Genomic DNA, 26029 nt, shown 5'->3' on the forward strand with positions numbered 1-26029 from the left:
CCTCCGCATAAAAGTGGCGAAAGTCAGACGAAGATCAGTATGTCTTTGGATGCAAATGAAAATATGCAGCTGCATCCCTGGCAAAGGTTAAGTTCTTCATACACTTTGTTAGATACTTCAGAGATCAGTATCCTTCTTTCGTTTTTAGGTCCCACTGCTATGAGCTTGCTAGCACCTTTATTGACGATGCTTATAACTTTCCCGCTGAAGCGGTTTTCATAGATGTCTGTATTGTCCTTCTCAGGATTCGCAAGGGCGATATTTTCGGGACGAATGCCCCATGATACTCTTTCATCAAGTTCAAGATCCACGTGTCTGGTAATTAAATCCAGTTCCCCTGCCTTGAACAAGGCTCTATCATGGTCTATATGGTCTGTAAATACAGCATCATCGAATATATTGGTCACACCGGCAAGCTCTGCCACATGCCTGTTGTTCGGATAGTAAAATACCTCTTCCGGAGTTCCTGTCTGCTGCACTGTCCCTTCATGGTACACTACAACCATGTCAGCAAGGGTGAAAGCCTCTATAGGGTTATGGGTGATGAAAAGCACGGGTATGTTCAGTTCTTTCTGGATCAGTTTTATCTTTTCCCGCAATTTCATACGCACTATCATATCCAGTGCAGAAAAAGGCTCGTCCAATAGCAATAGATCCGGTCCGGGAGCCAGAGCACGGGCTAAAGCTACACGTTGTTTCTGTCCGCCTGAAAGCTGTGAAGGATAGTGATCCTCCAGTCCTTCTATATGTAAAAGCTGGAGCATTTCCCTCATTCTCCTTTCCTTTTCCTGGTCTGTCCTGCCCTTGAGTCCGTATGTGATATTTTTCTTTACATCCATGTGAGGGAAAAGAGCGTAGTTCTGGAACACATAACCAAGGCTACGTTGTTGTGGAGGCAGGTCTATTCTCTTATGGCAGTCGAAGTACACTTTTCCGTTCACAGTGATCTTTCCCCCAGTGGGTTTTTCCAGACCTGCGATACATCGTAAGGTTGTGGTCTTTCCAGAACCTGACTGGCCAAAAAGGACTACCAGTTCGTTACCTGCTTCAAAGTTGATATCTACAGTGAAAGAAGGTTCCTTTCCTTTCTTCCTGTTATTATCCTTGCAAAATCGTTTTCTGAAGTCAACTTTGATCCCCATGTATGCACACCTCAGATCTTCCAGCTATTTACCAGTTTTGTAGTGATGGCTATGGATATCAGGGACATCAGCACGAGTATTATCACCAGCGTGTTCGCAAGTTCACTGTTCCCGCCCTGGAAGGCACTGTAAATGGAGATGGCCATGGTGTTGGTCCTGCCAGGGATATTTCCCGCAACCATAAGTGTTGCACCGAATTCCCCAACTGCTCTTGCAAAGCTCAGCACGATACCGGCAAGTATGCCTTTCTTGGCGAGAGGTAGTGTAATAAAAAATGCAGTTTCAAGCTCGCTCCTTCCCAGTGTATATGCCACATATTCCAGCTCCCTGTCCACAGCCTCTATGGCTGCAGTAGTGGTCTTGACCATAAGGGGCAGGGATACTACAAAAGCAGCGATGACTGCTGCCTGCCAGGTGAAGAGCAATGTGATACCTGTCAGATCGAACAAGGTATTTCCAAGGATCCCGTTCTTTCCCAGAAGCACGACCAACATGTAACCTGTTACCGTGGGTGGAAGTACCATGGGAAGTGTGACTAAAACATCTACAAGCCATTTACCCATGAATTCCCTTCTGGCAAGGATATAAGATATCACGGCCCCCAGTATTGCCACTATGAGCGAGGATACGAGTGATATCTTAAGGGTTATAGATAAGGGGAACCATATCTGGTCAAGCATTTCAGTTCATCCAGTCTGAGGAATTAGGAAGCCATATTGTCCCAGTATGGATTTACCTTTTTCTCCAGTGACGAAATCAATGAACAGCTGTGATTCTTTCGGGTGCTGGGTGGCTGAAACTACAGCTATGGGGTAAATAATGGGTGTACTTACAGGGACTGAAGAGGCCACTTCAATTGTGCCCGGCTGTGCTGATGATACATCGGTCATGAATACAAATCCAGCATCAGCTTCTCCTCTCTCCACATAGAAGAGTGAATTCTTTACCGTGTCGCCTGTCAACAGCTTATCCTGCACACTGTTCCATAGTCCTTCTTCTATAAGTGATTGTTTTGCATATCTGCCTACAGTTGAAGCCTCTGTATCACTAAGTGCTATCTTCTTCACTTCAGGCCTAGCCAGGTCTTTCATGTCTGTAATATTAAGTACGTTTCCTTTTGGGACTATTATCACAAGGGAACTACCTGCAAATTCTTTTCGTGAGTCGTTGTAAACTAATCCCTTTGATGCCAACATGTCCATTTGATTCACATCTCCTGGAGCGAACACATCTATAGGTGCACCTCCTTCTATCTGCATCCTTAGAGAACCTGCATTACCGAAGTTCATTATCAGGTCTATTCCCGAATTGTCAGCCTCAAACTCTTTTTCCATATCTGTGAAAGCTTCTGTAAGTACTGCAGAGCCAGATACGGTAATCGCTGTCTTTTGTGCCGTTTGTCGCTGGTCTTGTTGCTTTTCACCATTCGAGCCCATGAACATAGCCGCAAGGACTGTGATAATAACGATAGCTATGGCAACTGTAAGTAACGTCTGGTTCTTTTTATCCATGCAGAACACCACCTTATCTTCAGATCAGAACGATCTTGGGATTGAGCTGCCGGCAGGTTTTGGTCAGGCAGTCTTATTTTCTTAAGTGCTGCCAGCAGCGTTATGTCGGAGTAGACATATCGAATATTCAACCCTTATTATGCTATAAATAGGTTTCTGTATGGAACTTAAGTCTGCATTAAAATTGGTATTATGTCCACATTATAACTGCTTAGTGACAGCTTGCTGGAAGTGGCAGATCAGCTTGCAAAAAAATTGTGTCCTATTCTTATCGTACAAGACGTTGGGCAGAGAAGGAATAGCAAGATAATGAAGCATTTTTTCTGTGTATGCACTTCCGCCTATAATCTTCATCCAGGCAAATACATCTTTATATATATACATTAAAAATTACACTTGTGTTTAAGTATCACTTCATCTCATATTTTGTCTTAAGGGGACTAAAGCTATTCAGAGTTCCCTAAAGTTCGTAGAGTGGTGATATGAATGCAAATCAAATCAGGAGTATTGATCGGAGAGATCTTGTTCTTTCTGATAATGACCATAGGAATAGTCTCAGCTGCTCTGGTAGGCATTTATGATACTGATTCTATTGCAAATGATGTTGCTGTGGTAGGCAGTTATGCATACATAGCTGACGGTGATGGTCTTGTGATCCTGGATATCACTGATCCTTCATCGCCGACATTTGTGAGCAGTTATGATACCAGCAGTGATGCTTTTGGCATCGTTGTCTCAGGTGATTATGCCTACATAGCCGCTAATACAAGTCTTGTTATCGTGGACATCAGCAACCCTTCATCGCCAGTATTTGCCGGTAGTTATGATGTTGATACTGGGATGGCGATAGATGTTGCTGTCGAAGAAGACTATGCCTGCCTGGCAGCCGGTGAACTTGTAATCGTGGATATCAGCGATCCTTCATCGCCAACTTTTGTGAGCAGTTATGATACTGGTCATTCTGCAGTTGGTGTTGCTGTAGCAGACCATTATGCGTATGTGGCGGATGGATATGGTCTTGCAATCATAGATATTATCGTTCCCACATCACCTGTTATGGAGGGCACTTATGATACCGCTGGTTATGCATTTGATGTTGCTGTAGCCAACTATTATGCCTACGTGACCAGTAATCTTGAAGATGAGGGGGTCGGTTATCTTGAAATTGTAGATGTATTTGATCCTGCCTTGCCACTCTTTGCAGACAGTTATGAGATCAATGGTTCTTCACGGTTTGTTGCTGCACAAGGTAATTATCTCGGTGTTACCGATAATGAAGGCTTTGCTATCATTGATATCAGTGACCCGCTATCATCAGTGATCCTAGCAGAGTATTATATGAGTAACCCACAGAAAGTTGCTGTTTCAGGTAACCTTTTGTACGTAGCTAATGCTGCAAACGGTCTTTTCATTTTCGATCTGGATGCTGATAAGATTGGCGTTTACGACAATGCAGGTACCTGGGCACTCTGGAACCCAGATAACAATTCTGCTGAAATTGTGGGATTCGGCTGGGCAGGTACAGAGCCGGTAGCAGGTGACTGGGATGGCGATGGTGTTACTGAGGTAGGAATCTATAATAGAGGGGGTAATAACTTCCTTATCCAGAATGGTTCGGGTTTTGATGTGATCGGCCTTGGCTGGCCTGGAGTGACACCAGTAGTTATTGACTGGAACGGAGACGGTGCTGATGAGGTAGGCGTATATGACAATGCAGGTACCTGGGCTCTGTGGAACACTGACACTAACTCTGCAGATATCGTGGGATTCGGCTGGGCAGGTACAGAGCCGGTAGCAGGTGACTGGAATGGCGATGGTGTTACTGAAGTGGGCATATACAATAGAGGAGGTAATAATTTCCTTATCCAGAATGGTTCAGAGTTCGATTTGATCGGTCTTGGCTGGCCGGGCGTTACCCCAGTAGTTGGTGACTGGGACGGAGACGGTGCTGATGATGTTGGTGTATACAACAATGAAGGTACCTGGGCTCTGTGGAACTCCTATACCAACTCTGCCGACATCGTGGGATTTGGCTGGGCCAGTACCGAGCCGGTAGTAGGTGACTGGGATGGAGATCTGACTACAGAAGTAGGTATTTACAATACTGGGGGTAATAATTTTCTGATACAGACAGATCCTGGCTTTGATATTATAGGCCTTGGATGGGAAGGTGTGACTCCGGTTGTGGGCAACTGGGGTTAATCTTCTCTTTTTTTTATTTATTATGTGATAGGAATACGCACTGGATCTGATCGTTAATGCACATGCTTGAAACAACTTAGATTATGTAATCCAATGTAAGATTCCGTCAGTAGACTATCAGCTGTAACTTCTTGGCTCAATGATCTTCTCCAGCAGTTCCAGTCTTCCAATTTTTTCAAGTTGCCTGTAAATGAGTTCCCATGCACAGTCCTTTTCCGGAGCAGCCTCGCATTTTCCAGACATTGAACCTCCGCATGGACCGTTGAGCAAGCCTTTCGGGCAGTTGGCTTTGGGACAGATACCGCCGAATTTTTGGATATTGCATGCACCGCACATCTCGCATAGCTGGGGAAGGACCTGGTCTGCAGATCGTCCTCCCAGAGAATCAGTATTATTGGATGGGTAGACCGGTACATCTACGAGCCTGGACACCATTGAAGTACCGCTGCCACATGCCATGACAAGAATAGCATCAGCTTTCTGTATATCCGGACCTTTCTCCACGAGTGCTTCATAGGACCGGATGCTACAGGCTGCAGTGGGCAGAACCCAGCCGACAACATCTTTCCCGGCTGTTTTCAGTTTCTCACACATATCAAGCACTTCAGGCTCCCCTCCCACGTGCAGCTTTGCAGCACATACATTGCAGCCGATCACAAAAATTTTGTCAATGTTCTCCAGCTCAGAAAGTATCTCATTAAACGGCTTAGAAGAAGAGATGATCATAGCTCCCTCAAATAACGGTACTCCACATTATCATCAAGTTGCAGCGTATCCTGGATTATCCTGGAAATAACTGGCAGGTCACGGGCCTGGCATTCCAGTTTTTTCGCAAGCTTCTCAAGCTGCAATATCGTTCCCATGATCAGGATGTCAGTACCCTCTGTCTCATGGGACACTGCATCACGTTCAAGGGCTGCATCGCCTCCCCTTGCCAATATCTCCTGCTTAATAATAAGGGCTTCTGTGGTGGTTATATTTGATATCTTCAGCACCCGGGAAATGGACTTTTTCTTCATGATCTGGGCTCCCGTTCCGGTGACACCCATCTCCTTCATGCTGCGAACAGCATCTTCAGGATTTTTAATATCCAGCACAGAGACCTCAAAACCATTCTCTTTTACCACAGGCTGCCTGCTGCGCATGGCTGCTGCAACTTGTACCACATCCATTGTCTGGGGTACATCATGCGTCCTTATGATATGTGCTCCCTTGTGTACCACGATAGCAGTGGCAGCCAGGGTCCCATATAATCTTTCATCTGCCGGCCTGTGCAGCACCGCATCGATACAGGATTTGCGCGATATCGCTGCAAGGAGTGGTTTTTGAAACACTTTCAGCCTTTCAAACTGGTCCATGGTCTCAAAATCATATATAGGGCCTTTTTCCGGCATCCATCTACCGATGGCAGGGTCCAGTACGAGCTTGCTGGTGTCCATACCTTTTTCATGTGCCTGCCTGATGATACCAGACAGGGAGTCCATTATAGCGTTCATACCTATTGGGTCTCCGGGGATCCTCTCAGTGGCCATGACTACTGCAGGACAGCCGCTTTCCACCAGGACATCCAGCATTCTCTCATCGGCTTTGAAACCGGAAACATCATTGATCATGTCGGCTCCCAGTTCAAGGGCCTTTTCAGCGATGTCAGCAAACATCGTATCTACAGAAATAAGTGCATCAACGTTATCTTTCAGAATAGCAAGCGCAGGGACGAGCCTTTGCAGTTCTTCTTCCCTGCTTATTACAGGCTTTGCAAGCAGCCACGTGGACCGTGCTCCTATGTCCAGGATAGTGGCACCGCTGTCTACCATTGCTTGTGCCTTCTCCAGTATGGAGTCTATGTTCACCACAGATGATCTGTAAAAAGACTCCTGGCTGAGGTTTAGAACTCCCATTATCCTTACAGGATGTTCATCACCAACTTTCAAGCCGCAGATATCTGCATCAACGAACATTTTTTACCTTTTAGGCTTTACATGTGCCTTTAGCTGCCATTAGCACATGCTGCATGAGTATGGAGATCGTCATAGGCCCCACACCTCCGGGTACGGGGGTTATAAGGGCGGCTTTCTTGATAACGTTCTCAAAGTCCACATCACCGTACACTTTTCCATCTTCCTCAGTGATCCCTACATCAAAAACAACAACTCCCTCTTTGACCATCTCGGCCTTGATGAGGTGTTTGACACCAGTACCAACTACGAGTATGTCAGCATCAAGTGTGTACTGTTTCAGATCCTGGGTGAACACGTGACATACTGAAACTGTGGCATTGCGATTGATCAGCATTGCAGCCATCGGTTTTCCTACAACATTGCTATGCCCGACAACAACGGCATGCTTGCCCTGTATCTGGATACCATGCTCTTCCATTGCCCGGATAACTCCTTTGGGAGTGCAGGGCACAAAGCCCTCATTACCTATCAGGAGATTTCCCATGTTGTACGGATGAAAACCATCTGCATCCTTTCCCGGGTCTATGGCCAGCATGGCTTCCTTGTCGTTAAGATGTCGTGGAAGAGGTAGTTGCAGTAGTATCCCGTGAATATCTTTCCTCAGGTTGAGCTGCTGAATGTGGGCTATAAGCTCCTCCTGGGAGATAGAAGCCGGAAGGTTATGGTCTTCTGCATGTATCCCTGTCCTTTCACATGCTTTGTGCTTAAGGCGTACATACATCTTTGAAGCAGGATCTTCTCCTACCAGAATGGTGGCAAGGCCAGGAGTTATACCCCTTTCCGCTTTAAGTGCCTCCACACCTTTCTTTACTTCTTCCTCAACCTTCTTTGCAAGGCTACGCCCATCGATCACCCTTGAACTATATTCCTCTTCCACCACTCCTTTCACCTCTTTACTTATATATAGGGAACCTGCTGCAGAGCTGTTCCACATCAGAGCTGATCTCCATTAGTGCCTTATCGTTGCCAATATTGAGGATCACGTTCTCTATGAATCCTGCAATGTCCACCATTTCCATTTCTTTCATGCCTCTGGTGGTTGCAGCGGGGGTACCTATCCTTATTCCACTGGTAATGAAAGGACTTCTAGTCTCAAAAGGTATAGTGTTCTTGTTGAGGATGATGCCTGCCTTGCTCATGGCTGCTTCCGCATCTTTTCCAGTTATATTGAACTTATTGAGGTTCAGGAGCATTACGTGGTTATCCGTTCCTCCCGAAACGATATTGAAATCCCTCTCAATAAGGCTCTCAGCAAGCATCTTCGCGTTCCTGACTGTCTGTTCCTGGTCCTGCTTGAACTCTTTGCTCTGTGCTTCCTTGAAGGCTACAGCCTTTGCAGCTATCACATGCATAAGGGGGCCACCCTGTATTCCCGGAAATATGGCCTTATCAACGGCTTTTGCATATTCTTCCCTGCACATGACCATTCCACCTCTTGGCCCACGCAGGGTCTTATGAGTGGTGGTTGTCACGAAATCAGCATAAGGGACAGGACTTGGATGAGCGCCGGCTGCCACAAGTCCGGCAATGTGGGCGATATCGGCCAGCAGATATGCGCCAGCTTCATCAGCTATCTCTCTGAAGCTCTTGAAGTCAAGGGTGCGGGAATAAGCAGAAGCTCCGCACACGATCATTTTTGGTTTTGTCTGCTTTGCCATCGCCAGAAGTTCATCGTAATCTAATGCCTCTGTTTCCCTGGATACTCCATAGGGTACTATGTTGTAAAGCTGGCCGGCGAAATTGACAGGGCTTCCGTGTGACAGATGGCCTCCGTGTGAAAGGTCCATGGACATTATGGTATCCCCGGGTTTAAGTACGGAGAAGTATACGCCCATATTGGCACCTGAACCGGAGTGAGGTTGCACGTTCACGTGTTCTGCACCGAATATGGCCTTTGCTCTCTCCCTTGCGAGGTCCTCGGCAATGTCTACAAATTCACAACCACCATAGTATCTCTTACCCGGATAACCTTCAGCATATTTGTTAGTCATTATCGAGCCCTGTGCTTCCATAACCGCACGGCTCGTATAGTTCTCAGATGCTATCAGGTTGAGTTTGTAGTCCTGGCGGTTCGCTTCAAGCTTTAGCGCTTCGGCGATCTCGGGGTCTATCTCTGAAATATAGGACATGCTATCATCCACTTATAAGCTTTTTTAAGGTTAGTTCTCTCTGCGTAGTACAATCCTGCCATCCACTTTAAGTTTACCCTCAGTGAACAGTTTTATTGCTTCAGGGAATATCCTGTGTTCCTGCTCCAGTATCCGGGAGGCAAGCGTGCTTTCTGTGTCATTGTCTTTTACAGATACACAGCTCTGAAGGATTATAGGTCCGCTATCCACTCCTTCGTCTACGAAATGTACAGTGCAGCCAGCGACCTTGACACCATATTCAAGTGCCTGTCTGGGACCATGCAGACCTTTAAAGGAAGGGAGCAGTGCAGGATGTATGTTCATGATCCTATCTCTGTATGCCCGGATAACTTCACTCCCTAAGATCCTCATGTATCCTGCCAGAAGCACCAGATCCACATTATAATCCTTCAATGTTGCAATTATCTTTTCTTCGAATCCCATCTTACTTTCATAAGCGTGCGGATCTATAAAAACAGCATTTATACCATACATCTTTGCACGCTCGAGAGCGAAAGCGTCTTTCACATCACTGATGACCACGCTGAGCTTTATGTCTTTTAAATAGCCGCTTTCCACATGGTCAATAATAGACTGAAGGTTAGAACCTCTGCCTGATACTAAAACTCCTATATTGGTGGTCATTATAGGCTCTTAAAGTATCTCTATATTATTAGATTTTTGGATTTGGTTCACAACTGAAATAAAAAACATCAATGTTTTTTATATTTTGTTTTCTCGTCAATGAGGCTTACAAACTCCTCTGGTCCGGCCATTCTATCCAGTTCTTTTTCTTCGATGAGAACTGTGTTCTCTACAGTTTCTGACTTGGTCGGACCTTTTATTATAAACACGGACCTTGTCTGCGTTACACAGGAGATGCTGCTCATCAGATCAGCTCGTTTTATCATCGCACTGCTGTACGTGCTGACCCCTGTAAGCATTGTATCGTGATTATCTTTGGATATTGCTTTGAAAGGCGCCTGAGATGTCGAAACTACCTGGTATCCCAGGGAATGCAGCATATCAAGAACATTATCCTCTTGAGGGTATTTCTTTTCCTCAATTGGCATTGGCGGTTCCTTGAGTTTCTTCTCAAAAGCCTGCAATATATCTATGGATTTTGCAAGTGCAACATCCAGCAACTCCTCAAGATGTAACACTACATCTATGGACGCATCCATCCCACCTTCTTCATATTTGCTGATGGTCCTTCTGGAAACTCCCAGCTCAGTAGCAAGGGTTCCGAGGGACATTGCCTGCTTTGTACGTGCTTCTTTCAGTACGTCCCCATCTATTGACACATACAACCCTCCGGGTGCTGCAGCCACAAGTGGAGGTACGTTTTCCACAAAGTAATCATAAAGGGTCTGCACATTAACAGCAGGTATGTCATATCGCATGTACACTACACTATCTTCAAGCATCTGGTCCCGGGTTTTGGCACCCACAAGAATGGCTGAACCGCCCAGATATCGCGCAAGTGCTTTCATCTCATGGGCTGTTTCTTCGTTCAGCCCATCTATATTGTACAATACTTTGCAGAAAAGCAGGATGTTATCTTTCCTTGCAGCAAGATCAAAACTCCTCGGCCTGATGTTACAGCGTTTTGAAACGATGAAGTTCGCCTGTTTCAGTACATCTACTATCTGATGTATGAGGATGTCTTTTGTCATGACTAATTGAAGGTTGTTTGCGCATCTATATGTATTTATCCTATTCTGTTGTCCTTAACTCATTTATCCTGCAGAAAACTTAATTGCATGCAACTCATCAATAACCAAAATTATCAAGGTCAACACCATGATCATAGGCATAGATGATACGGATTCAAGGGAAGGTATGTGTACAACATATCTGGGAGCCCTGCTCATGGAAGAACTGCAACATTACGGCAGCATGCAGGAGCTTCCTATTCTTGTCCGCCTCAACCCCACTATCCCTTACAAGACCAGAGGCAACGCATGTGTAGGCATTAATATAGCAACCTCTTGTCCGGATAAAGTTATGGAACACGTTATTTCCAGGGTCTCTGAAATGTCAGCGATGGAATGCGAAATGACAAATCCGGGGGTTGTCTTTGTACAGGATGATGAAGCTAACAGGGTCAAGGATACACTGGGTACTTTTTTCCTGCGCGCTGTAAGAACAGTCCTTTCCATCGAAGAGGCAAAATCCATAATTGCTGAAACCGGCCTGCAGGCCCGAGGGTTCAAGAATGGTCGAGGTCTCATTGGCGCGCTGGCTGCCTGTGGTGCCATGCTGAACCCCGGATGGGACCACACATTTGAGTATCTTGCCTATAGGCAAAGGGGCAAATGGGGTACCCCCAGAAACGTGGATAAAGACAGCTTCTTTGTTGCTGATGATGCAACTTATCCAGCTACATGGGACACCGTGGATGTGTCAAATGGACTTGTAGTGTGCGTACCTCATTCTCCGGACCCGGTGCTATATGGTATTAGGGGAAGGGATCCGGATGTGGTGAAAAGGACAGCGGGAATGATCATCTCAGAACCCCTGGAAAGATCGTGCATATACTGCACTAACCAGGGAACTGATATGCATTTGATACCCATTGACAGTATATCCGGAATCAAAGAGATGCAATCATATATTGTTTCAGGGTCTGTTTCATGTGACCCATTTACGATACCCGGAGGGCATACCATCTTCTCTATATCTGATAATAGCGGATCTTCTGTAGAATGTGCGGCTTTTGAACCAACCAAGGATTTCAGATCACTGGTGCGCAAACTCATCCAGGGAGATGCTATAAAGGTTTATGGCAGCTTTATGAATAAATCTCTTAACATCGAAAAGATAGAGATTGTTTCCCTTGCACCGTTGGTGTTTACTCATAATCCCGAATGTGCTTCCTGCGGAAAAAGGATGGAATCAGCAGGCAGAGGACAGGGGTACAGATGCAGAAAATGTGGCACAAGATCATCTTCTTTGGTGCAGATACAACAAAAAAGAGACATTGAGCCCGGTATGTATGAGGTGCCTCCTTGTGCCCGCAGGCATCTGGCAAAACCACTTGTCAGGATGCAAACCCCACAATCAAAAATATTTCCCTTCAGATGATCTCTCATCTCAAATGTTCAAGATCTGCTATAGGGGGCGTTCTCAGCTTGTGGGCATTCATTTTGATCCTGCGCATCACTGAATCGGCCTGCTCCCCTGTAATGCCCACAGTGTTCCGTACGACCTCAGTTGCCGTTCCTTCAAGCAGCAGTGAAAGGAAACGATCCACTTCTTTATATGTGATACCCAGTTCTTTTTCATCGGTCTGGCCACTCCAGAGACCAGCAGAAGGTGCCTTATTGATGATGGATTCAGGAACTCCCATCAAGGCCGCAAGCTCCCACACGTCAGTCTTATACAGGTCCCCAAGAGGCAGCATGTCTGCTCCTCCATCGCCATACTTTGTGAAATAACCCAGCAACAGTTCTGTTTTATTACCTGTGCCTATGACTATCCTGTTGAGCATGTTGGCATGGTAATACAGCACTGACATCCGGATGCGGGCCTTAAGGTTCCCTTTTGCATGGGTAGTGGCCTTATCTCCTTCCGGAATGTTCTCAAGGTAAGCTGTGAGCATATCTGAGATACCTATGGCACTGAACTCTATGCCTAATCTATGTGCCACCTCGGTCGCATCAAGGACATCCTCCGCAGGTGTGAAGTTGAGTTCCGGAAGGTGTATACCCAGTACTTTATCCTTGCCCAGAGCTTCAGCAGCTAAATATGCTGCCAGTGCAGAATCGATACCCCCACTTATACCAAGGACAACTCCCTCTGCATTTGCTTCATGTACCTTTTCTCTGATGAACTCTACGATTACTTCCCTTGCTTTCTCTGTGTCCATGTTCCCGTCCTCTATATTTTCCACAAATATGATCCTCTATTGTGTTTCTTTTCTTATTGCTGCATCTTAATTAAAATAAAGTTTCCCGCTCAAAGGTTTAATCTATCTGGAAGTTCTAATGCAGCTGCATGCCTATTTATATAGCCGACTCTGCTGTCTTCATAATGGGAAAACCAGTTGATGCCATCTATACCATTACTGTTCCTTCAGTAGTGGATGAGCTCAAAAGCAGTGAGTCAAGGCTGCGCTTTGACCTTGCCAGGGAACAGGGTCTGGGAGTAGAAATACCCTCCAAGGAAGCGCTTGAAAGGGTTGCAGAGGTTTCTGGTGTATCTAAGGATCATGAGGAGTTATCCCTCACTGACATTGAAGTGCTTGCCAAGGCTTATGATCTCAAGGAAGAAGCGGTGCTCCTCACCGACGATTACGCAGTGCAGAATGTTGCCAGTATGCTGGGCATAAAAGTCGAGCCTGTTGTTCAGAAGAAGATAAAGGACGTGCTCATATGGCAGAAGGTCTGTATTGGATGTAAGAGGAAGTTCGATTCAGGAGATATATGTCCCGTATGTGGCTCTCCTATGAGAAAAGGACGCAAAAGAAAATTATAACAATACTTGTATATGTATTAATGACATCTTTATAGACTACATTTCAGAATACCTTTAAAAATATCACAGGCAGGGATCATATGAAGAATATAGATAATCTGATTCAGAAAGCAGTGGAGTTACAGTCCAACGGGCTTACCTCAAGGCAAATAGCAGATGAGCTTAACGTTTCCAGGGACACTGTGACCTGGCTTCTCACCCGTGCAAAGAAAGATCTTAGCACACCTGCACCCAAGGACATTTCTGTGAACTGGGCAAACATAGGCAAGAACGCTTACAGGCTGCGTAACATTTCAAAAGTGCTCTGTGATTTGGTATTGGAGACCCTGGACCAGACAGAAGATGATGTTGACCTTATTGTAGGTATCGGGCTTAGCGGTGTGCCGTTAGCGAGCCTTATGGCAGAAGAGCTAGGTACAGACCTTGCAATATTCCATGCACATTATGATCCGGCTGATGACAGGAGCCTGAAAGGCGATTTCAGCGGGAATTTCAGTACTGTAGGGGGTAAGAAATGTGTTATTGTGGATGATGTGATCACTAGTGGATCCACCATGACAGGGGTGGTCAAACGCATCCATGAAGAAGGCGGCAAACCCGTTGCAATAGCCGTCCTGGTGGATAAGAAAGGCGCTGAGGTCATTTCAGACGTGCCTGTAAGGCCATTGGTACGCATAGTCCGTGTAGACTGATGGATAAGTAAATATAATTAGAAATGAGTGCAGTTGGAAGTGATATTTATTCTACTTCCACTGCTCCTATCTTTTCTGCAAGTTTTGCCAATACCTGGGTACGCATCCCTTCTACGAACTTTATGCTGCCCACCACCAGGTGCCCTCCTCCGTTGACACCACCGCCTTCTATCTCGTCATGCAGTTCTCTGACCATTTTTGGTATGTTCATCTTGACATACTTGGATCTGATCACAGCAAAGTCAGGACCATATCCCAGAGTGACTACTGGCTGACCTTCGTATTTTTTACAAAGTCTGTCATGCACCTCACCGGATGTTTTTCCGGGTGGCGGGAATGTGAATTTGTGGGCATGGTTCTCTACATCCAGCACGTTCAGTATGGCACCATTGGGAAGCTTCTGGGCCTTAACATGTGCCATGCATGCTTCAAGCTGCTCGTTGATCATGCCGTTGGCCTGCTCGCAGAACAGGCTGACAAGTTTCCTATGTGTGTTATGATCTTTCAAATCCAGTATATCGTCAACTATGCCTCTGCCACTGCTGAATTTGAGCCAGTAGGCTGCATAGTCAAGTGCAAGTGCCATATCCTTCAGGTCCTGCAATGAATACCTGTCGGATACCAGCTTAATATAATCTCTTGCCTCCTCTGAATCTGCACGGTCACCCACACCGGCAACAGCAGGCAGGTGCAGTATCTCTTTTTCAATATCCGGATTTATCATACGGGCAACTTCAGTACAAAGCATGCCTGCAGTTATACTGTAATCTCCCCCCACATGTGCAGGATTGACATGAGCTTTAAGGAACTGATCAACTTCCTTGTCAGGATGGTGATGGTCAACGACAACCATCTCAATATCGTATACCTGAGCTATTCTGAAAGAAGGCAGATCTTCAAGGGTAGAACCATTGTCCACACTTACGACCAGGGGCATTTTCTGCCCGTGCCTGACGGTATCTTCCAAAGCAAAAGAAACATCACGGGTAACGTCTGTCAGTTCATAGAAAGGAGCCTTTGAGGGAGCTCTTTTGTAGAAATAATATTCACCATCAGTACCGTTAACTTCTTTTATAAGTGGGAGTATGGCTTTTTCGATGGCAACCGCCGCGGTCATACCGTCGGCATCGGCATGATGTCTCAGGAGAATGGGCTTTGACTTGATGACAGCTTTGCGTATTTCTTTTGCTACCTCTTTCATAGCCGGCCTGAGCTTCTCCAGCACATCGCTCTTAACCAGGAACTCGATATAATGAGGCTCAGCCCTTCTGTCTATTGCATCTTCTATACGTGTCCTTATTATTTTTTCCTTGTCGCCCGTCAACCTTCTCATGCTGCGGACCTCAAGCTGGACATTCTCTCCTCTCAGCTGGACTTCTCCTGTAACAGATACTATCATATCAGCATCTATGTGCGGATATGCTCTCTCTCCAGCACTTTCAAACGCCGCAGCAGATATTTGACCTGTCTCATCATCGATGGTAAATATGGTCGGGCCCGCCGTTTGCTTTACCTGGATCACCTCTCCATGGACTCTGACCGTCTTGCCCACGTTTTCGGAGAGCTTGGAGGAGTTAAACTCAGGAAGCTCTTTCTCAAGATCCACTGTCTGGTAGGTGCTGATGTTTCTGGGAATGAGGTCCAATTTGTTATTGTTCCTTATCTCCTTCACACTCACCACAAGGCTGTCCCCGATCCGGGGTATTTCTTTAATGTTGCTCGAATGGATAAGCCCTCTCATTTTTGAGTTGATATCAACGAAGGTCCCAAAGGCAACATTGCTATTCACTACGCAATGGTACAATTTTCCCATCTCTATCTCGTCAATTGTACAGGAGTCATCGAGGTTGTATACTATCTGCTTCTTACTGCAGCCTTCACATACTTCTTCTCCGTCCACAAGTTTATCTATGGCTGTGCCGCATGTGATACAAGAGTACATAACGCCTTTTCCTTTGCATTTACTGCAAGCATCTTTTTCTTCTATTTCTCCGGTCCCTCCGCATTTTGGGCATCCTGGACCACTGCTGAGGAAATTTGTAACATCTTTCTCGGAGAGTTTCATAAAATCTATTGATTTTGACTTCCCGCTGCCTTTGCACTCCGGGCATTTCTTCGAGGAGGTAACAATGTATCCCTTTCCCTCGCACTCTTGACATCTTTCGCTCATTTTATCATGCTTTAAATGTAATATGTGGGATTTATTTCTTTGGTCTCCAAGTTGTAAATTATATGTAAAAATCTATAGCAAGCCATACCTGGCATTATTTGTGCGAGTTTGCAATTTCACACAACAAAATCAATCAGATTAATAAATCATGAAACCATCTTATTATTTGTTGGGTCTGAAATCCAGAAAAATGTTTGCTTTCATACTTTCGTGTACATCCCCCTCAAACAAGTGCTTCGGACCCAAGCTCCTTTTTGTACTATCTTAATTATTATAATATAATCTTTTTATCATGAGCGATCACCATTAACTTTTTAACATGTACTAACCCTTTACTTATAAACGAACATTATCAAGCAAGCAACTATTCTAGCGCTTGAATGGGAGATATTATGGTTCTATCTGACATTATTTTACCAATATTGATTCTAGTGATTTTCATCTTGTCAAAAGCTATCAAGATCGTAAATGAATATGAACGTGTTGTTATCTTTCGTTTAGGGAGGCTGAGCGGGATCAAAGGTCCTGGTCTGTTCCTCATAATACCTATCATAGATACGGTGGTCAAGATCGACCTGCGTGTGGTCACCATCGATGTGCCCAAGCAGAACGTGATAACCAAGGATAATGTGACAGTGGATGTGGATGCAGTGGTCTATTATAAGGTCGTGGAACCTTCTTCTGCTGTCAATGAGGTGGAAAATTACAAGTATGCTACTTCCACTTTGTCTCAGACTACATTACGTGATGCTATAGGTCAGATCGAACTCGATGAACTCCTTTCCAAAAGGGAGGAGATCAATAGAAACATCCAGGAAATGCTCGATGTATCCACCGATCCCTGGGGTATAAAGGTCACAGGCGTTACTCTAAGGGATGTGAAAATAGATGATACTATGCTGCGTGCTATTGCAAAGCAGGCTGAGGCAGAGCGTGAGAAACGTGCACGTATCATCCTTGCAGAAGGTGAGTACATAGCTGCTGAGAAGATGCAACAAGCTGCAAAGTTATACCAGGATATGCCCGCTGGACTTAAACTTCGTGAATTGCAAACTATAGCCGAGGTTGCAAGAGAGAAGAACCTTATTGTGATTTCCAATTCAATGGAAATTGGCGGAATGGCGGCTATGTCGAAAGCATTTAGTGAAAAGAACAAGGGTTAATGGAAAGGTAAGGATGAGATCAAGGCTGGGAATCTTTTTTTTACTTTTTTTATTTTTGTTGTGCTCTACATCACAAGCAAGTGCTGCAGAAAAGGTGCTGGTGATGGATATAGGAGCTACCATAACTCCGTCATCAGATGATATTCTGGCAGATGCCATAGCTTTCGCCGAAGATGGTGATTATCAGGCTCTGGTCATTACACTTAACACACCCGGAGGAGTTGTGGATGCAACCCTTAATATGATGGAACAAATATCTGCGACGGATGTGCCTGTGATAGGCTACGTCTATCCGGAAGGTACCAAGGCCTGGTCTGCAGGCACTCTTCTGCTTATTAGTATGGATGTAGCGGCTATGTCGCCTTACACTGTTATAGGTTCAGCCCAGCCGGTGACGGTAACAGCCTCAGGTTCAGAGCCTGTGAACGACTCCAAGATAGTGAACGCTCTGGTCGCCACTGCACAGGAAAATGCCCGCAAGCACGGGCGCAATGATACTACTGCAGCCCAATTCATTACTGAGAACCTTAATTTAAACCCTGAGAAGGCCTTAGAATACGGAGTAATAGAATACATAGCTTCAGATCTCAATGACCTGCTGGAGCAGGTGGACGGACTTGAGGTCAAAGGTCAGGAACTTAAGACCAGCGGGGCAGATCTGGTGTTCTATGAACCACCTCTCAGGCTTTCTTTCCTGAACATAATCTCAGATCCTATCATATCCTCCTTATTGTTACTGCTGGGTGTATATGCTATCATATTGGGCTTGTCTAACCCGGGTTTCGGAGCCGAGCTCTTTGGTATAGTGGCGATAGCTCTGGGACTTATAGGCACTGGTTTCGATGTGAACATAGCATCTATATTCCTTATACTGGTAGGTGTGGCGTTAGTAATCGTAGAGTTCCAGTCGCCGGGTTTTGGAGTTTTCGGGATCTCAGGACTTGTATGTATCGTTGCGGGAAGTATATTGCTTGCACCCACGGATTTCCCCCGGAACTACACTCCAGCCGAATTCCAGCAGACGATCATACTTTCAGTGGTATCCCCAACTATAGTTATTGGTATCTTCCTGCTCTTTGTCCTTTACAAGATTGCGGTGGTGCGCCATTCTACACCGAAGTTCGGCGAGCTCGTGGGAGATTTTGCTGTTGCGGATGATCCCTTTGGTCCAGGAGAATTCGGATATGTGAGGCATAAAAGCGAGATATGGAAGGCACGCTCTGAGGAAACTATCGAAAAAGGGGATAGGGTGGAAATATTGGAAAAGGACGGGATAGTCCTTATTGTAAAGAAGATAGATGCAAGCTCCAGCCTTTCAGAAAAATGATCTGCTGAAATTATTCAAGCAGATCCCTTCTTTATCGTTTCCACTATTCTGCGCTTTTTCTCAATGGCATTCGCTGCTGCCAGATCGATCGCATGTTTCATTTCAAAGAAATCCCGGGGCTCTTCTTCTCCTATCATTTTCTTGATAGGCGTGTATGCAGATTCCCTGAACCGGGGTGTGAAGTCCCTTATTTCACCGTTAATTATTACTTCTGCACCGGACCCTTTCTCCACTCGGCCTATGATGTCTATGGCAACACCCGCTTCTTTTATCACGCGCATGATCTCTCCGGCATACTCCTGCGGGGCTATGATGAGCAGGGCATCAAGAGATACTCCCAGGTAATCGATCTTGAGAGTTTCGAGCATATCAAGCACTACAGGATTGACCAGTGCTCTCATATTCTCTTCCATGAAGACCAATTTCACGCCTGCGGTCTTTGATATTTCTTTCGCATCTCCACGGATGCCGCCGTTCGTGACATCGGTCATGGCATGGATATATGGCAGCAGGCCGGAAATAATGAGGGCTTCACATGCTTCCAGGAACTTTATGTTCATAGTCTCCTGCACTACATGGTGCATGTTGTAGTACAGGGCTGTAGTGGAAACAGTGCCTCCGCCAGCACCTTCAGTCATGAGGATCACATCCCCTACTCGCGTCTGGTTGCGGGCTGTCAGGTCGGATGTCGTTCCCACTGCACCCACACCGCCTGTCATGCGTTCTCCGATGACCATATCTCCTCCTATGCGCAGTGTACTGCCTGTGATAAGGGGGATGCCCGTAAGTTCGGATACTGCGGTGATGCCTGCTATGTGATCGAATATCTTTGCTATATCACCATCATCCGCTACATGGATATCTGAGAGCAGAGCTATGGGTCTGGCACCCATTACATACACGTCCCTGAGAGAGGCCCTTGCCACATGGAAACCGGCAAGGAAAGGAAAATCACTGAGCCTTGAGTGTATGCCGTCTATGGTGACTATGATATATTTATCGGTGCCATTACCCAGTACCGCACCAGAATCATCAAGCTGCGCACTATCAACTACGGCATCTGTCTTGCCTATGACCTCTGCTATCTTCTCATGTGTATAAAAGTCGCCAGTACCTCTGGAACCTACACCGAACTCACCCATGGTAACTCCAGATATGGTAGGTTCAAGGATATCACCTTTCACATTTAATGTATTCCTGGCCTCCACGATGGTTGCCTGGGCAAGCCTGCGGGCGTACTGGGGCGTAGTCTTCTTTATTTCCAGGATCCTGGCTGTGAGCTTATCCTCAAGTTCAGGGTCATTGGCACGTAGGCCACGTTTTGCATATCCTTCTATATCCATATTCTTACCTCAACACATCCTTACAAAGTTGTGCAGCATCTTCAGGCCGACATTTCCGCTTTTTTCAGGGTGGAACTGTGTACCTATGACGTTCCCGGTATCATTGATCACTGCGGCTGCAAACGTTCTTCCGTATCCGCATGCTGCAAGTATGTTCTTCTGTGTGGTATCCACAAAGTAAGAATGTACGAAATAAACGTAGGACCCGTCGGGAATACCTTCGAACAGAGGATGTTCCTGTGTGATCTGTATGGAGTTCCATCCCATATGGGGTACCTTGAGCTCGGAGTGAGGGAACCTGACAACATTGCCCTTTATAAGTCCCAGGCCGTCAGTCAGTTTTCCCTCTTCGGACCGGTCCATAAGTATCTGCTCACCCAGACAAATGCCCAGCATAGGCTTGCCGGAGCCCACATATTCCTTAATGGCTCCCTTGAGACCTTCGATGTTCTTCATGGCATCCATGAAGGCTCCCACGCCGGGCAGGATGACCCCATCTGCTGCAAGCATTGTTCCAGGGTCACTGGAGATGGAAACAGAGGCACCTGCGTGTTCAAGTCCTTTGTACACACTGCGCAGGTTACCCAGTCCATAATCTATGATCACTATATTTTTCATCGGAAATTAGAGCATGTTCTTTATACATCAATTTTGCGAATCTATATTGTTTTGGGAATTCAACTTTTTAATAATATAGTATAACTTATATACTTTGTATTCTTTTTTAATGTGGATGCAGTCCGGTGACAAGTATGAAAAACATAAAGAATAACACAAAGGACACTATAATTTTGTTCCGCAACGATGATGCTATGGAACTGCCTATAAACATTGTTGTAATGCTGGTCGTGGGCATGGTGGCACTTGCAGCTCTTGTTGCCATTATTCCCCCACCTACCAAGAATATGTCCGTATATATTGATAGTGCAGGTGCATCGGCAAATACCGCCATAACCATGACCGATGGCAATGCGGTAATAGTGGATTCAGCTACTGCACAGAACCCTTTCTACGTGAGGGTGACCCTCTCAGCTACGGACACTGATGGTAATCCTGTAAGAGATGCCAGCGTGGTGCTAAGGGGCTTAGGAGGGGTTGCTACTTCCACCACGGGCAGTGATGGCATGGCTGTGCTTATCACCGACCCGGCAATGGTAGCAATGGGTCCTAACCAGAACGAAGGCACAATGGATCTTACCATCTCAGCTAACGGGTTCTACGACTATGAGAAGGAAGATGCAGTGATGATTGTCAGGACTGCCTGACCATCACTTTGATCACTTTATTTTGTAATACCATGAAGCACAGATTTTTATTCAGGGACGAGGGGGCTGCGCTGGGCCTCCCCATCAGAATGGTGGTGTTGACCATCGTGGGTCTGGCAGGCATGACCGTGATGCTGGCTGCCCTCGCAGGCGTACAGACCACACCTGGTGCGCTGTATGTGATGTCCAACACCACTTCTTTTACCATGAATGACAGTACCGGCGATTCTCCGTACATCCAGTTAACTGTGGTAGATTCAGAGGATGAAACAGTGCCAGGGGCAAGTGTGGTGGTCTGGGGACCTGATCACAGGACAGCTAAGGCAGGCACCACCGATGTCTTTGGTCAATTTGTTTTCCGGCTGGAGAATATGTCCCTGCCCACGGGAAAAAGTGAGGGTTATATTGCTGTCAAAGTGATGCAGGAAGGGTATCTGGACCTGGACGAACAGTATCTCATCAAGGTCAGGTCCATCTGATCACTTCATTAGATTCCTTCTTTATTTTTATGCTATCTTTGGCTCCTTATTTGCCATGTAGAACCTTATCAGTGCAGCTGCTGCCAGTACCAGTGCAATGGAGAATGAGAAATAGGGGGATCTGATTATATCCCACCTGTTCCCCATGATAAGGAGGCCTGTGAAAAAAATGAGGGCCGCCGCCACAACTCCTGACAATTCTACAGGCACTTTCACAGAACCGATGGTGATCCTGTTCCGATCTTCTGTTCTTTTAAGCCGCTTTTCCATGTCCTCAAGCTGGTCCTTCATGGTTTGAGTGAGTGTCAACATATGGTCGTCGGTCTTATTGTTCAGAAGCTCGTGCTTTGTCTGCTTCTGCCCTTCGCTCAGAGTATGGAGTTGCTCTTGCAGTTCTTCCATCTGCTGCTTCAGAGAGTTGATGTCGGTCTCCCCGGGGTAAGAGGCTTTTCCGTCAAGAAAGCGCATCTTCCCCCGCAATTCTGCGAATTCCGTGCGCATTTGATGGAGGAGATCGGCCTGCAGGTGTACAGGATCGTCCATGAGGTCCTGAGGAGGCACTTCCATGGAAAGCCGGCGTTCCACTGCTCTGAGCCTGCGCTCTAGGCTTCTCAGGTTCTGGTCAAAAGAATTGATCCTGCCATGCAGGTCGTCCCGTGTTTTTTCTTCGCTCATCATGCTCAATTCACCAGCAGAGCCCTTCGTACTCGATCTTCACAGACAGTTCCTCTGGATCAATGAGGTGTCTGCCGTCAATGACCAGCGGCCTTTTCATAGCGGCGAATTCCTTGTCCAGCCTGCGGAACTGGTTCCACTCCGTCATGAGCAGGCAGGCATCGGCATCCCGGAGGGCTTCAGCCGCGCTGTCGCAGTAGGTGATGCCGGGGAATACCTTCTTCATGTGCTCTGTTGCCATGGGGTCGTATGCGCTCACCTGGGCTTCCTCACGCAGCAGTTCTGCAATGACAGGTATGGAGCGGGATTCCCGGATGTCGTCGGTGCCGTTCTTGAAGGCCAGGCCAAGCACTGTGATGCGCTTGCCCTGCAGCTCTCCGGCCTTTTCCCGAAGCAGTTTGATCATGCCCATGGGCTGCTCTTCATTGACATCGATAACTGAGCGCAGCAGCCTGGGCGTATAGCCGAGTTCTTCCGCCTTGCCTATGATAGCCCGCACATCCTTGGGGAAGCAGGAGCCTCCGAAGCCTGCTCCGCAGTTGAGGAAATCAGGTGCTATCCTGTAGTCCTTACCCACTTCCTCCATGACGGCATACGTGTCTATGCCAAGCATCTTGCAGATGTTGCCCATCTCGTTGGCAAAGGAGATCTTGGTGGCCAGCAGGGCGTTGTTGGCGTATTTGATCATCTCTGCGGTGGTGGGCTGGGTGTGGGTGACTTCGCAGTCAAGCCCGCGGTACAGCTCGGACACCATGAAGAACGTCCTTTCATCGATGGCTCCCACCACGATCTTATCCGGGTGCATGAAATCGTACACTGCCTTGCCTTCCCTGAGGAACTCGGGGTTCATGGCAACACCGAAATCCTTGCCAGCCTTCTTCCCGCAATAGCTCTCAAGCACAGGCAGGACGAACTTCTCCGTAGTTTCCGGCACTACGGTGCTTTTCACAACGACCACATGGTAATGGTCCTTCTTCGCCATGGCCTCTCCCAGGCTCACAGCTGCGGATTCCACTATGGACAGGTCGATGTTGCCCTTCTCGTCGGAAGGCGTGCCCACGCAGATGAAGGACACGTCCGACCTCTGCACCGCATAATCATAGTCCGATGTGGCTATGATGCGTTTCTCGGCATGCTTTGTCAACAGCTCGTCCAGCCCTTCCTCCCAGATAGGGGCTTTGCCGGCATTGATCATGCTCACCTTCTTCTCATCCACGTCCACACAGATAACTTCATGACCCAGTTCCGCAAAACACGCTGCAGTGACCGAGCCAACATAACCGGTACCAATAACTGAAATTCTCATAATGAACTCTCCTACAGTAATAAATTGTTATAAAATATATATTAGTATTGTGAGGTGAAAGGTGTTATAATGATTTTTATGAATATTTGAGTGATCAGTACTTTTAAGTAAATTCTCGAATCAATTAACATGGTCGCAAATTTTTATAAAAGATAAAGTCTACAAAAAAAGTAAGATTCTTTATGTTTCATGGACTGTTATTCTTCATCAAGTCCACTATTATATATCAAAAGAAATTTTCTATTTCACATTCCAAATTCATCCATATTTTTACCTTTTTATTTTCTCCTCCAATCGATCATCATATACAATGTCTTTTTATACTCCCATTACCATCATGTGACAAGCTTTAAAGTCACAATTGCAGCAAAAGTATAATTTATATTTTACAATTATTCTAATGGCAGGTCCGAATGAGTATACAAGAGGAGATCGCGCAGGTCGAGGAAGAGTTAAAGAACACCGTCTATAACAAGGCCACATCTCATCACATAGGCAAGCTGAAGGCCAAGCTTGCCCGTCTGCGGGACGAGGTGGTAAAGAGAGCTGCAAGCAAGTCCTCAGGTGAAGGTTATTCCGTAAAGAAATCGGGTGATGCCACCGTTACTCTGGTGGGCTTCCCATCGGTGGGTAAGTCCACGCTGCTCAACAAGCTCACTGATGCCAATTCAGAGGTGGGGGCCTATGAGTTCACCACACTGGATGTCATTCCGGGTGCCATGGAATATAAGAACGCCACCATCCAGATCCTGGACGTGCCCGGACTGGTCAAGGGTGCAGCAAGCGGCAGAGGCAGGGGCAAAGAGGTCATAGCGGTGGTCAGGAACACCAATCTGGTTCTGTTCATGCTGGATGTGTTCCAGCTGCAGCACTATGATATCCTTAAAGAGGAATTATATCAGGCTGGCATAAGGCTCGACCAGAGAGCTCCGGATGTAGTTATCAAGAGGCAGGACAGGGGAGGAGTCATCGTCAGCTCTACAAAGGAGCTGGAGATGGATGAGGACCTTATCAAGGACATACTAAATGAGTACAAGATCCATAATGCCCACGTGCTCATCAGGGATAACATAAACATTGACCAGCTCATAGATGCCGTGATGGGCAACAGGGTGTACATCCCGTCCATCATCGCAGTGAACAAGGTCGACCTGGCCGATCCCATGTCCCTGGAAGCAGCAAAAAGGAAATTCCCGGATGCAGCGTTCATCTCCGCCGACCGGGATGTGGACCTCCACATTGTGCAAGACAACATCTATGATGCTCTGGATTTCATCAGGATCTATCTTAAACCGCAGGGAGGACCTGCGGACCTCGAAGAGCCTATGATAGTGCAGAACGGAACCACCGTGGGCGATGTCTGTGACAAGCTGCACAGGGATTTCCGCAGGAAGTTCAGGTATTCCCAGATATGGGGCAGGTCTGCCAAGCACCCCGGCCAGAGGGCAGGTCTTGACCACGTGCTCAAGGATGAAGACCTAGTAACACTTATCATCAATATGTGACAATCGATAACCATAAGAACCAGCAGGTCTATATCGACCCTGCATCGGTCCGACAGTAATAATACAGCATAGTCCTGTAGGGTAGTGGTCAATCCTTTCGGCCTTTGGAGCCGAAGACGGTGGTTCGAATCCGCCCAGGACTATAAACACATTTTTGGTAGTTCTAAGATGTTACTGCATTCTACTCCCTTTTTTAGGCAACTGATGTTTTGCGACTTTGAGTTAAAAACAATGTACAGTAAAATATCAATGGATCAAAACAACAACTTCGGGATCTCTATAGATTAAAGAGTATTTGATTGACCCTTTTTTCTAGCCAATATAAGCCATGAGCTGCACACACCTCTAAATTCCATAATTGATTTTTCTGATCTTCTCCCAAATGACCATACTTGATATCTCAAAAAAAGAAGCTGGGAAAATGTAATTGTCATGTGAAAGCATATCTTATTGTGATCTCCTACGCACTCAAAAGGGCTGCAGATCGGACAAGATATGTCACTAAAGCATATTACAGGTTTAAAAATCACTTTCACACTGCATAGTTTAAATTCTTGAATCAGTAAAAGCTATATCTATTTGTACGCCGAGTTTCAGGGCGTACTATAAACACACCATCGGGAGCATCCGTACAATATGCTCCCGTTATTTTTATCAGGTTTCTTTAGGATGGAACGACATCT

24 protein-coding genes, 1 tRNA gene and 1 pseudogene are annotated in these 26029 nt (G+C 46.3%); 11 read left to right on the forward strand and 15 right to left on the reverse strand.

All coding sequences use genetic code 11. The features are described 5' to 3' along the window. Window positions 1-23: 23 nt before the first annotated feature. The 3 genes from METHO_RS11105 to modA are packed head-to-tail and all read right to left on the reverse strand — an operon-like array spanning window position 24 to window position 2653. Window positions 24-1142 (reverse strand): ABC transporter ATP-binding protein, encoded by a 1119-nt coding sequence (locus METHO_RS11105; RefSeq protein ID WP_015325636.1) that lies wholly within the window; start codon window positions 1140-1142, stop codon window positions 24-26. A gap of 11 nt (window positions 1143-1153) precedes the next feature. Next, window positions 1154-1822, reverse strand: a complete 669-nt coding sequence (gene modB, locus METHO_RS11110) for a molybdate ABC transporter permease subunit (RefSeq protein WP_015325637.1) — start codon at window positions 1820-1822, stop codon at window positions 1154-1156. Window positions 1823-1828: 6 nt separating this feature from the next. Then, window positions 1829-2653: a molybdate ABC transporter substrate-binding protein gene (gene modA / locus METHO_RS11115; protein WP_015325638.1), complete on the reverse strand. Its 825-nt coding sequence runs from the start codon at window positions 2651-2653 to the stop codon at window positions 1829-1831. 486 nt (window positions 2654-3139) lie between these two features. Between modA and METHO_RS11125 the strand changes: the two genes are divergently transcribed. Further along, on the forward strand, window positions 3140-4855 hold the full coding sequence (locus METHO_RS11125) for a hypothetical protein (RefSeq protein WP_015325639.1): 1716 nt from the start codon (window positions 3140-3142) through the stop codon (window positions 4853-4855). 117 nt (window positions 4856-4972) lie between these two features. Here METHO_RS11125 and METHO_RS11130 read toward each other — a convergent pair whose 3' ends face one another. The 6 genes from METHO_RS11130 to METHO_RS11155 form a co-directional block, all read right to left on the reverse strand. Then, a complete protein-coding gene (locus tag METHO_RS11130; protein ID WP_015325640.1) occupies window positions 4973-5581 on the reverse strand; it encodes a methylenetetrahydrofolate reductase C-terminal domain-containing protein in 609 nt (202 codons plus the stop codon). Then, window positions 5578-6813: a dihydropteroate synthase gene (gene folP / locus METHO_RS11135; protein WP_015325641.1), complete on the reverse strand. Its 1236-nt coding sequence runs from the start codon at window positions 6811-6813 to the stop codon at window positions 5578-5580. The genes METHO_RS11130 and folP overlap by 4 nt, the downstream gene beginning before the upstream one ends. Window positions 6814-6823: 10 nt before the next feature. Continuing rightward, entirely contained in the window at window positions 6824-7747 is a 924-nt protein-coding gene (locus METHO_RS11140; protein ID WP_015325642.1) for a bifunctional methylenetetrahydrofolate dehydrogenase/methenyltetrahydrofolate cyclohydrolase, read from the reverse strand. Continuing rightward, window positions 7707-8942: a serine hydroxymethyltransferase gene (glyA, locus tag METHO_RS11145; RefSeq protein WP_015325643.1), complete on the reverse strand. Its 1236-nt coding sequence runs from the start codon at window positions 8940-8942 to the stop codon at window positions 7707-7709. Before glyA ends, METHO_RS11140 begins: the two co-directional genes overlap by 41 nt. A gap of 30 nt (window positions 8943-8972) precedes the next feature. Next, the gene (gene purN / locus METHO_RS11150) at window positions 8973-9587 is read right to left on the reverse strand and encodes a phosphoribosylglycinamide formyltransferase (protein WP_015325644.1); all 615 of its coding nucleotides are present in this window, start codon (window positions 9585-9587) and stop codon (window positions 8973-8975) included. A gap of 68 nt (window positions 9588-9655) precedes the next feature. Then, complete coding sequence (locus METHO_RS11155) at window positions 9656-10618, reverse strand: transcriptional regulator (RefSeq protein WP_015325645.1); 963 nt, start codon at window positions 10616-10618, stop codon at window positions 9656-9658. A 127-nt stretch (window positions 10619-10745) separates the two neighbouring features. Here METHO_RS11155 and METHO_RS11160 point away from each other — a divergent pair, with 127 nt between their 5' ends. After that, entirely contained in the window at window positions 10746-12029 is a 1284-nt protein-coding gene (locus METHO_RS11160; protein WP_015325646.1) for a tRNA(Ile)(2)-agmatinylcytidine synthase, read from the forward strand. 4 nt (window positions 12030-12033) lie between these two features. Here the strand turns inward: METHO_RS11160 and METHO_RS11165 are convergent, their stop codons facing one another. Further along, on the reverse strand, window positions 12034-12813 hold the full coding sequence (locus METHO_RS11165) for an NAD+ synthase (protein ID WP_048831334.1): 780 nt from the start codon (window positions 12811-12813) through the stop codon (window positions 12034-12036). 128 nt (window positions 12814-12941) lie between these two features. Between METHO_RS11165 and METHO_RS11170 the strand changes: the two genes are divergently transcribed. Together METHO_RS11170 and METHO_RS11175 are read left to right on the forward strand one after the other, a co-directional pair. Continuing rightward, complete coding sequence (locus METHO_RS11170; RefSeq protein ID WP_015325648.1) at window positions 12942-13421, forward strand: NOB1 family endonuclease; 480 nt, start codon at window positions 12942-12944, stop codon at window positions 13419-13421. 80 nt (window positions 13422-13501) lie between these two features. Next, on the forward strand, window positions 13502-14113 hold the full coding sequence (locus METHO_RS11175; RefSeq protein WP_015325649.1) for an orotate phosphoribosyltransferase-like protein: 612 nt from the start codon (window positions 13502-13504) through the stop codon (window positions 14111-14113). Between the two features lie 46 nt (window positions 14114-14159). Here METHO_RS11175 and METHO_RS11180 read toward each other — a convergent pair whose 3' ends face one another. Further along, window positions 14160-16283: a DHH family phosphoesterase gene (locus METHO_RS11180; protein WP_015325650.1), complete on the reverse strand. Its 2124-nt coding sequence runs from the start codon at window positions 16281-16283 to the stop codon at window positions 14160-14162. Between the two features lie 392 nt (window positions 16284-16675). On the opposite strand from METHO_RS11180, the gene METHO_RS11185 reads away from it, so the two are divergent. Together METHO_RS11185 and METHO_RS11190 are read left to right on the forward strand one after the other, a co-directional pair. Further along, window positions 16676-17446 carry a slipin family protein gene (locus METHO_RS11185; RefSeq protein ID WP_015325651.1) on the forward strand — a complete coding sequence of 257 codons (771 nt, stop codon included), beginning with the start codon at window positions 16676-16678 and terminating at the stop codon, window positions 17444-17446. A 13-nt stretch (window positions 17447-17459) separates the two neighbouring features. Then, window positions 17460-18773 carry an NfeD family protein gene (locus METHO_RS11190; protein WP_015325652.1) on the forward strand — a complete coding sequence of 438 codons (1314 nt, stop codon included), beginning with the start codon at window positions 17460-17462 and terminating at the stop codon, window positions 18771-18773. Window positions 18774-18787: 14 nt separating this feature from the next. Here METHO_RS11190 and METHO_RS11195 read toward each other — a convergent pair whose 3' ends face one another. Continuing rightward, window positions 18788-20116 (reverse strand): AIR synthase-related protein, encoded by a 1329-nt coding sequence (locus METHO_RS11195; RefSeq protein ID WP_015325653.1) that lies wholly within the window; start codon window positions 20114-20116, stop codon window positions 18788-18790. 9 nt (window positions 20117-20125) lie between these two features. Further along, window positions 20126-20734, reverse strand: a complete 609-nt coding sequence (gene hisH, locus METHO_RS11200; protein ID WP_015325654.1) for an imidazole glycerol phosphate synthase subunit HisH — start codon at window positions 20732-20734, stop codon at window positions 20126-20128. 134 nt (window positions 20735-20868) lie between these two features. Between hisH and METHO_RS11205 the strand changes: the two genes are divergently transcribed. Both METHO_RS11205 and METHO_RS11210 read left to right on the forward strand, forming a co-directional pair. Continuing rightward, window positions 20869-21381 (forward strand): hypothetical protein, encoded by a 513-nt coding sequence (locus METHO_RS11205; RefSeq protein WP_015325655.1) that lies wholly within the window; start codon window positions 20869-20871, stop codon window positions 21379-21381. 32 nt (window positions 21382-21413) lie between these two features. Continuing rightward, on the forward strand, window positions 21414-21860 hold the full coding sequence (locus tag METHO_RS11210; RefSeq protein WP_015325656.1) for a carboxypeptidase-like regulatory domain-containing protein: 447 nt from the start codon (window positions 21414-21416) through the stop codon (window positions 21858-21860). A gap of 27 nt (window positions 21861-21887) precedes the next feature. Here the strand turns inward: METHO_RS11210 and METHO_RS11215 are convergent, their stop codons facing one another. Continuing rightward, window positions 21888-22538 carry a hypothetical protein gene (locus tag METHO_RS11215; protein WP_015325657.1) on the reverse strand — a complete coding sequence of 217 codons (651 nt, stop codon included), beginning with the start codon at window positions 22536-22538 and terminating at the stop codon, window positions 21888-21890. A 7-nt stretch (window positions 22539-22545) separates the two neighbouring features. Further along, entirely contained in the window at window positions 22546-23841 is a 1296-nt protein-coding gene (locus METHO_RS11220) for a UDP-glucose dehydrogenase family protein (RefSeq protein WP_015325658.1), read from the reverse strand. A 413-nt stretch (window positions 23842-24254) separates the two neighbouring features. Here METHO_RS11220 and METHO_RS11225 point away from each other — a divergent pair, with 413 nt between their 5' ends. The 3 genes and pseudogenes from METHO_RS11225 to METHO_RS14430 form a co-directional block, all read left to right on the forward strand. Then, entirely contained in the window at window positions 24255-25346 is a 1092-nt protein-coding gene (locus METHO_RS11225; RefSeq protein WP_015325659.1) for an OBG GTPase family GTP-binding protein, read from the forward strand. 70 nt (window positions 25347-25416) lie between these two features. Continuing rightward, a tRNA-Gln gene (locus METHO_RS11230) sits at window positions 25417-25489 on the forward strand. 166 nt (window positions 25490-25655) lie between these two features. After that, window positions 25656-25724 (forward strand): annotated as a pseudogene (locus METHO_RS14430) (histidine kinase dimerization/phospho-acceptor domain-containing protein); the annotation flags it as partial. Between the last annotated feature and the right edge of the window lie 305 nt (window positions 25725-26029).

Origin of the sequence: Methanomethylovorans hollandica DSM 15978 (assembly GCF_000328665.1) — an archaeon.
GTDB classification, from domain to species: Archaea; Halobacteriota; Methanosarcinia; order Methanosarcinales; family Methanosarcinaceae; genus Methanomethylovorans; species Methanomethylovorans hollandica.

Excerpts from the sequence above, each read along its gene's own strand:
- METHO_RS11105 (WP_015325636.1), bottom strand. The coding sequence starts at position 1,142 with ATGGGGATCAAAGTTGACTTCAGAAAACGATTTTGCAAGGATAATAAC.
- modB (WP_015325637.1), bottom strand. The coding sequence starts at position 1,822 with ATGCTTGACCAGATATGGTTCCCCTTATCTATAACCCTTAAGATATCA.
- modA (WP_015325638.1), bottom strand. The coding sequence starts at position 2,653 with ATGGATAAAAAGAACCAGACGTTACTTACAGTTGCCATAGCTATCGTT.
- METHO_RS11125 (WP_015325639.1), top strand. The coding sequence starts at position 3,140 with ATGCAAATCAAATCAGGAGTATTGATCGGAGAGATCTTGTTCTTTCTG.
- METHO_RS11130 (WP_015325640.1), bottom strand. The coding sequence starts at position 5,581 with ATGATCATCTCTTCTTCTAAGCCGTTTAATGAGATACTTTCTGAGCTG.
- folP (WP_015325641.1), bottom strand. The coding sequence starts at position 6,813 with ATGTTCGTTGATGCAGATATCTGCGGCTTGAAAGTTGGTGATGAACAT.
- METHO_RS11140 (WP_015325642.1), bottom strand. The coding sequence starts at position 7,747 with ATGTGGAACAGCTCTGCAGCAGGTTCCCTATATATAAGTAAAGAGGTG.
- glyA (WP_015325643.1), bottom strand. The coding sequence starts at position 8,942 with ATGTCCTATATTTCAGAGATAGACCCCGAGATCGCCGAAGCGCTAAAG.
- purN (WP_015325644.1), bottom strand. The coding sequence starts at position 9,587 with ATGACCACCAATATAGGAGTTTTAGTATCAGGCAGAGGTTCTAACCTT.
- METHO_RS11155 (WP_015325645.1), bottom strand. The coding sequence starts at position 10,618 with ATGACAAAAGACATCCTCATACATCAGATAGTAGATGTACTGAAACAG.
- METHO_RS11160 (WP_015325646.1), top strand. The coding sequence starts at position 10,746 with ATGATCATAGGCATAGATGATACGGATTCAAGGGAAGGTATGTGTACA.
- METHO_RS11165 (WP_048831334.1), bottom strand. The coding sequence starts at position 12,813 with ATGGACACAGAGAAAGCAAGGGAAGTAATCGTAGAGTTCATCAGAGAA.
- METHO_RS11170 (WP_015325648.1), top strand. The coding sequence starts at position 12,942 with ATGCCTATTTATATAGCCGACTCTGCTGTCTTCATAATGGGAAAACCA.
- METHO_RS11175 (WP_015325649.1), top strand. The coding sequence starts at position 13,502 with ATGAAGAATATAGATAATCTGATTCAGAAAGCAGTGGAGTTACAGTCC.
- METHO_RS11180 (WP_015325650.1), bottom strand. The coding sequence starts at position 16,283 with ATGAGCGAAAGATGTCAAGAGTGCGAGGGAAAGGGATACATTGTTACC.
- METHO_RS11185 (WP_015325651.1), top strand. The coding sequence starts at position 16,676 with ATGGTTCTATCTGACATTATTTTACCAATATTGATTCTAGTGATTTTC.
- METHO_RS11190 (WP_015325652.1), top strand. The coding sequence starts at position 17,460 with ATGAGATCAAGGCTGGGAATCTTTTTTTTACTTTTTTTATTTTTGTTG.
- METHO_RS11195 (WP_015325653.1), bottom strand. The coding sequence starts at position 20,116 with ATGGATATAGAAGGATATGCAAAACGTGGCCTACGTGCCAATGACCCT.
- hisH (WP_015325654.1), bottom strand. The coding sequence starts at position 20,734 with ATGAAAAATATAGTGATCATAGATTATGGACTGGGTAACCTGCGCAGT.
- METHO_RS11205 (WP_015325655.1), top strand. The coding sequence starts at position 20,869 with ATGAAAAACATAAAGAATAACACAAAGGACACTATAATTTTGTTCCGC.
- METHO_RS11210 (WP_015325656.1), top strand. The coding sequence starts at position 21,414 with ATGAAGCACAGATTTTTATTCAGGGACGAGGGGGCTGCGCTGGGCCTC.
- METHO_RS11215 (WP_015325657.1), bottom strand. The coding sequence starts at position 22,538 with ATGATGAGCGAAGAAAAAACACGGGACGACCTGCATGGCAGGATCAAT.
- METHO_RS11220 (WP_015325658.1), bottom strand. The coding sequence starts at position 23,841 with ATGAGAATTTCAGTTATTGGTACCGGTTATGTTGGCTCGGTCACTGCA.
- METHO_RS11225 (WP_015325659.1), top strand. The coding sequence starts at position 24,255 with ATGAGTATACAAGAGGAGATCGCGCAGGTCGAGGAAGAGTTAAAGAAC.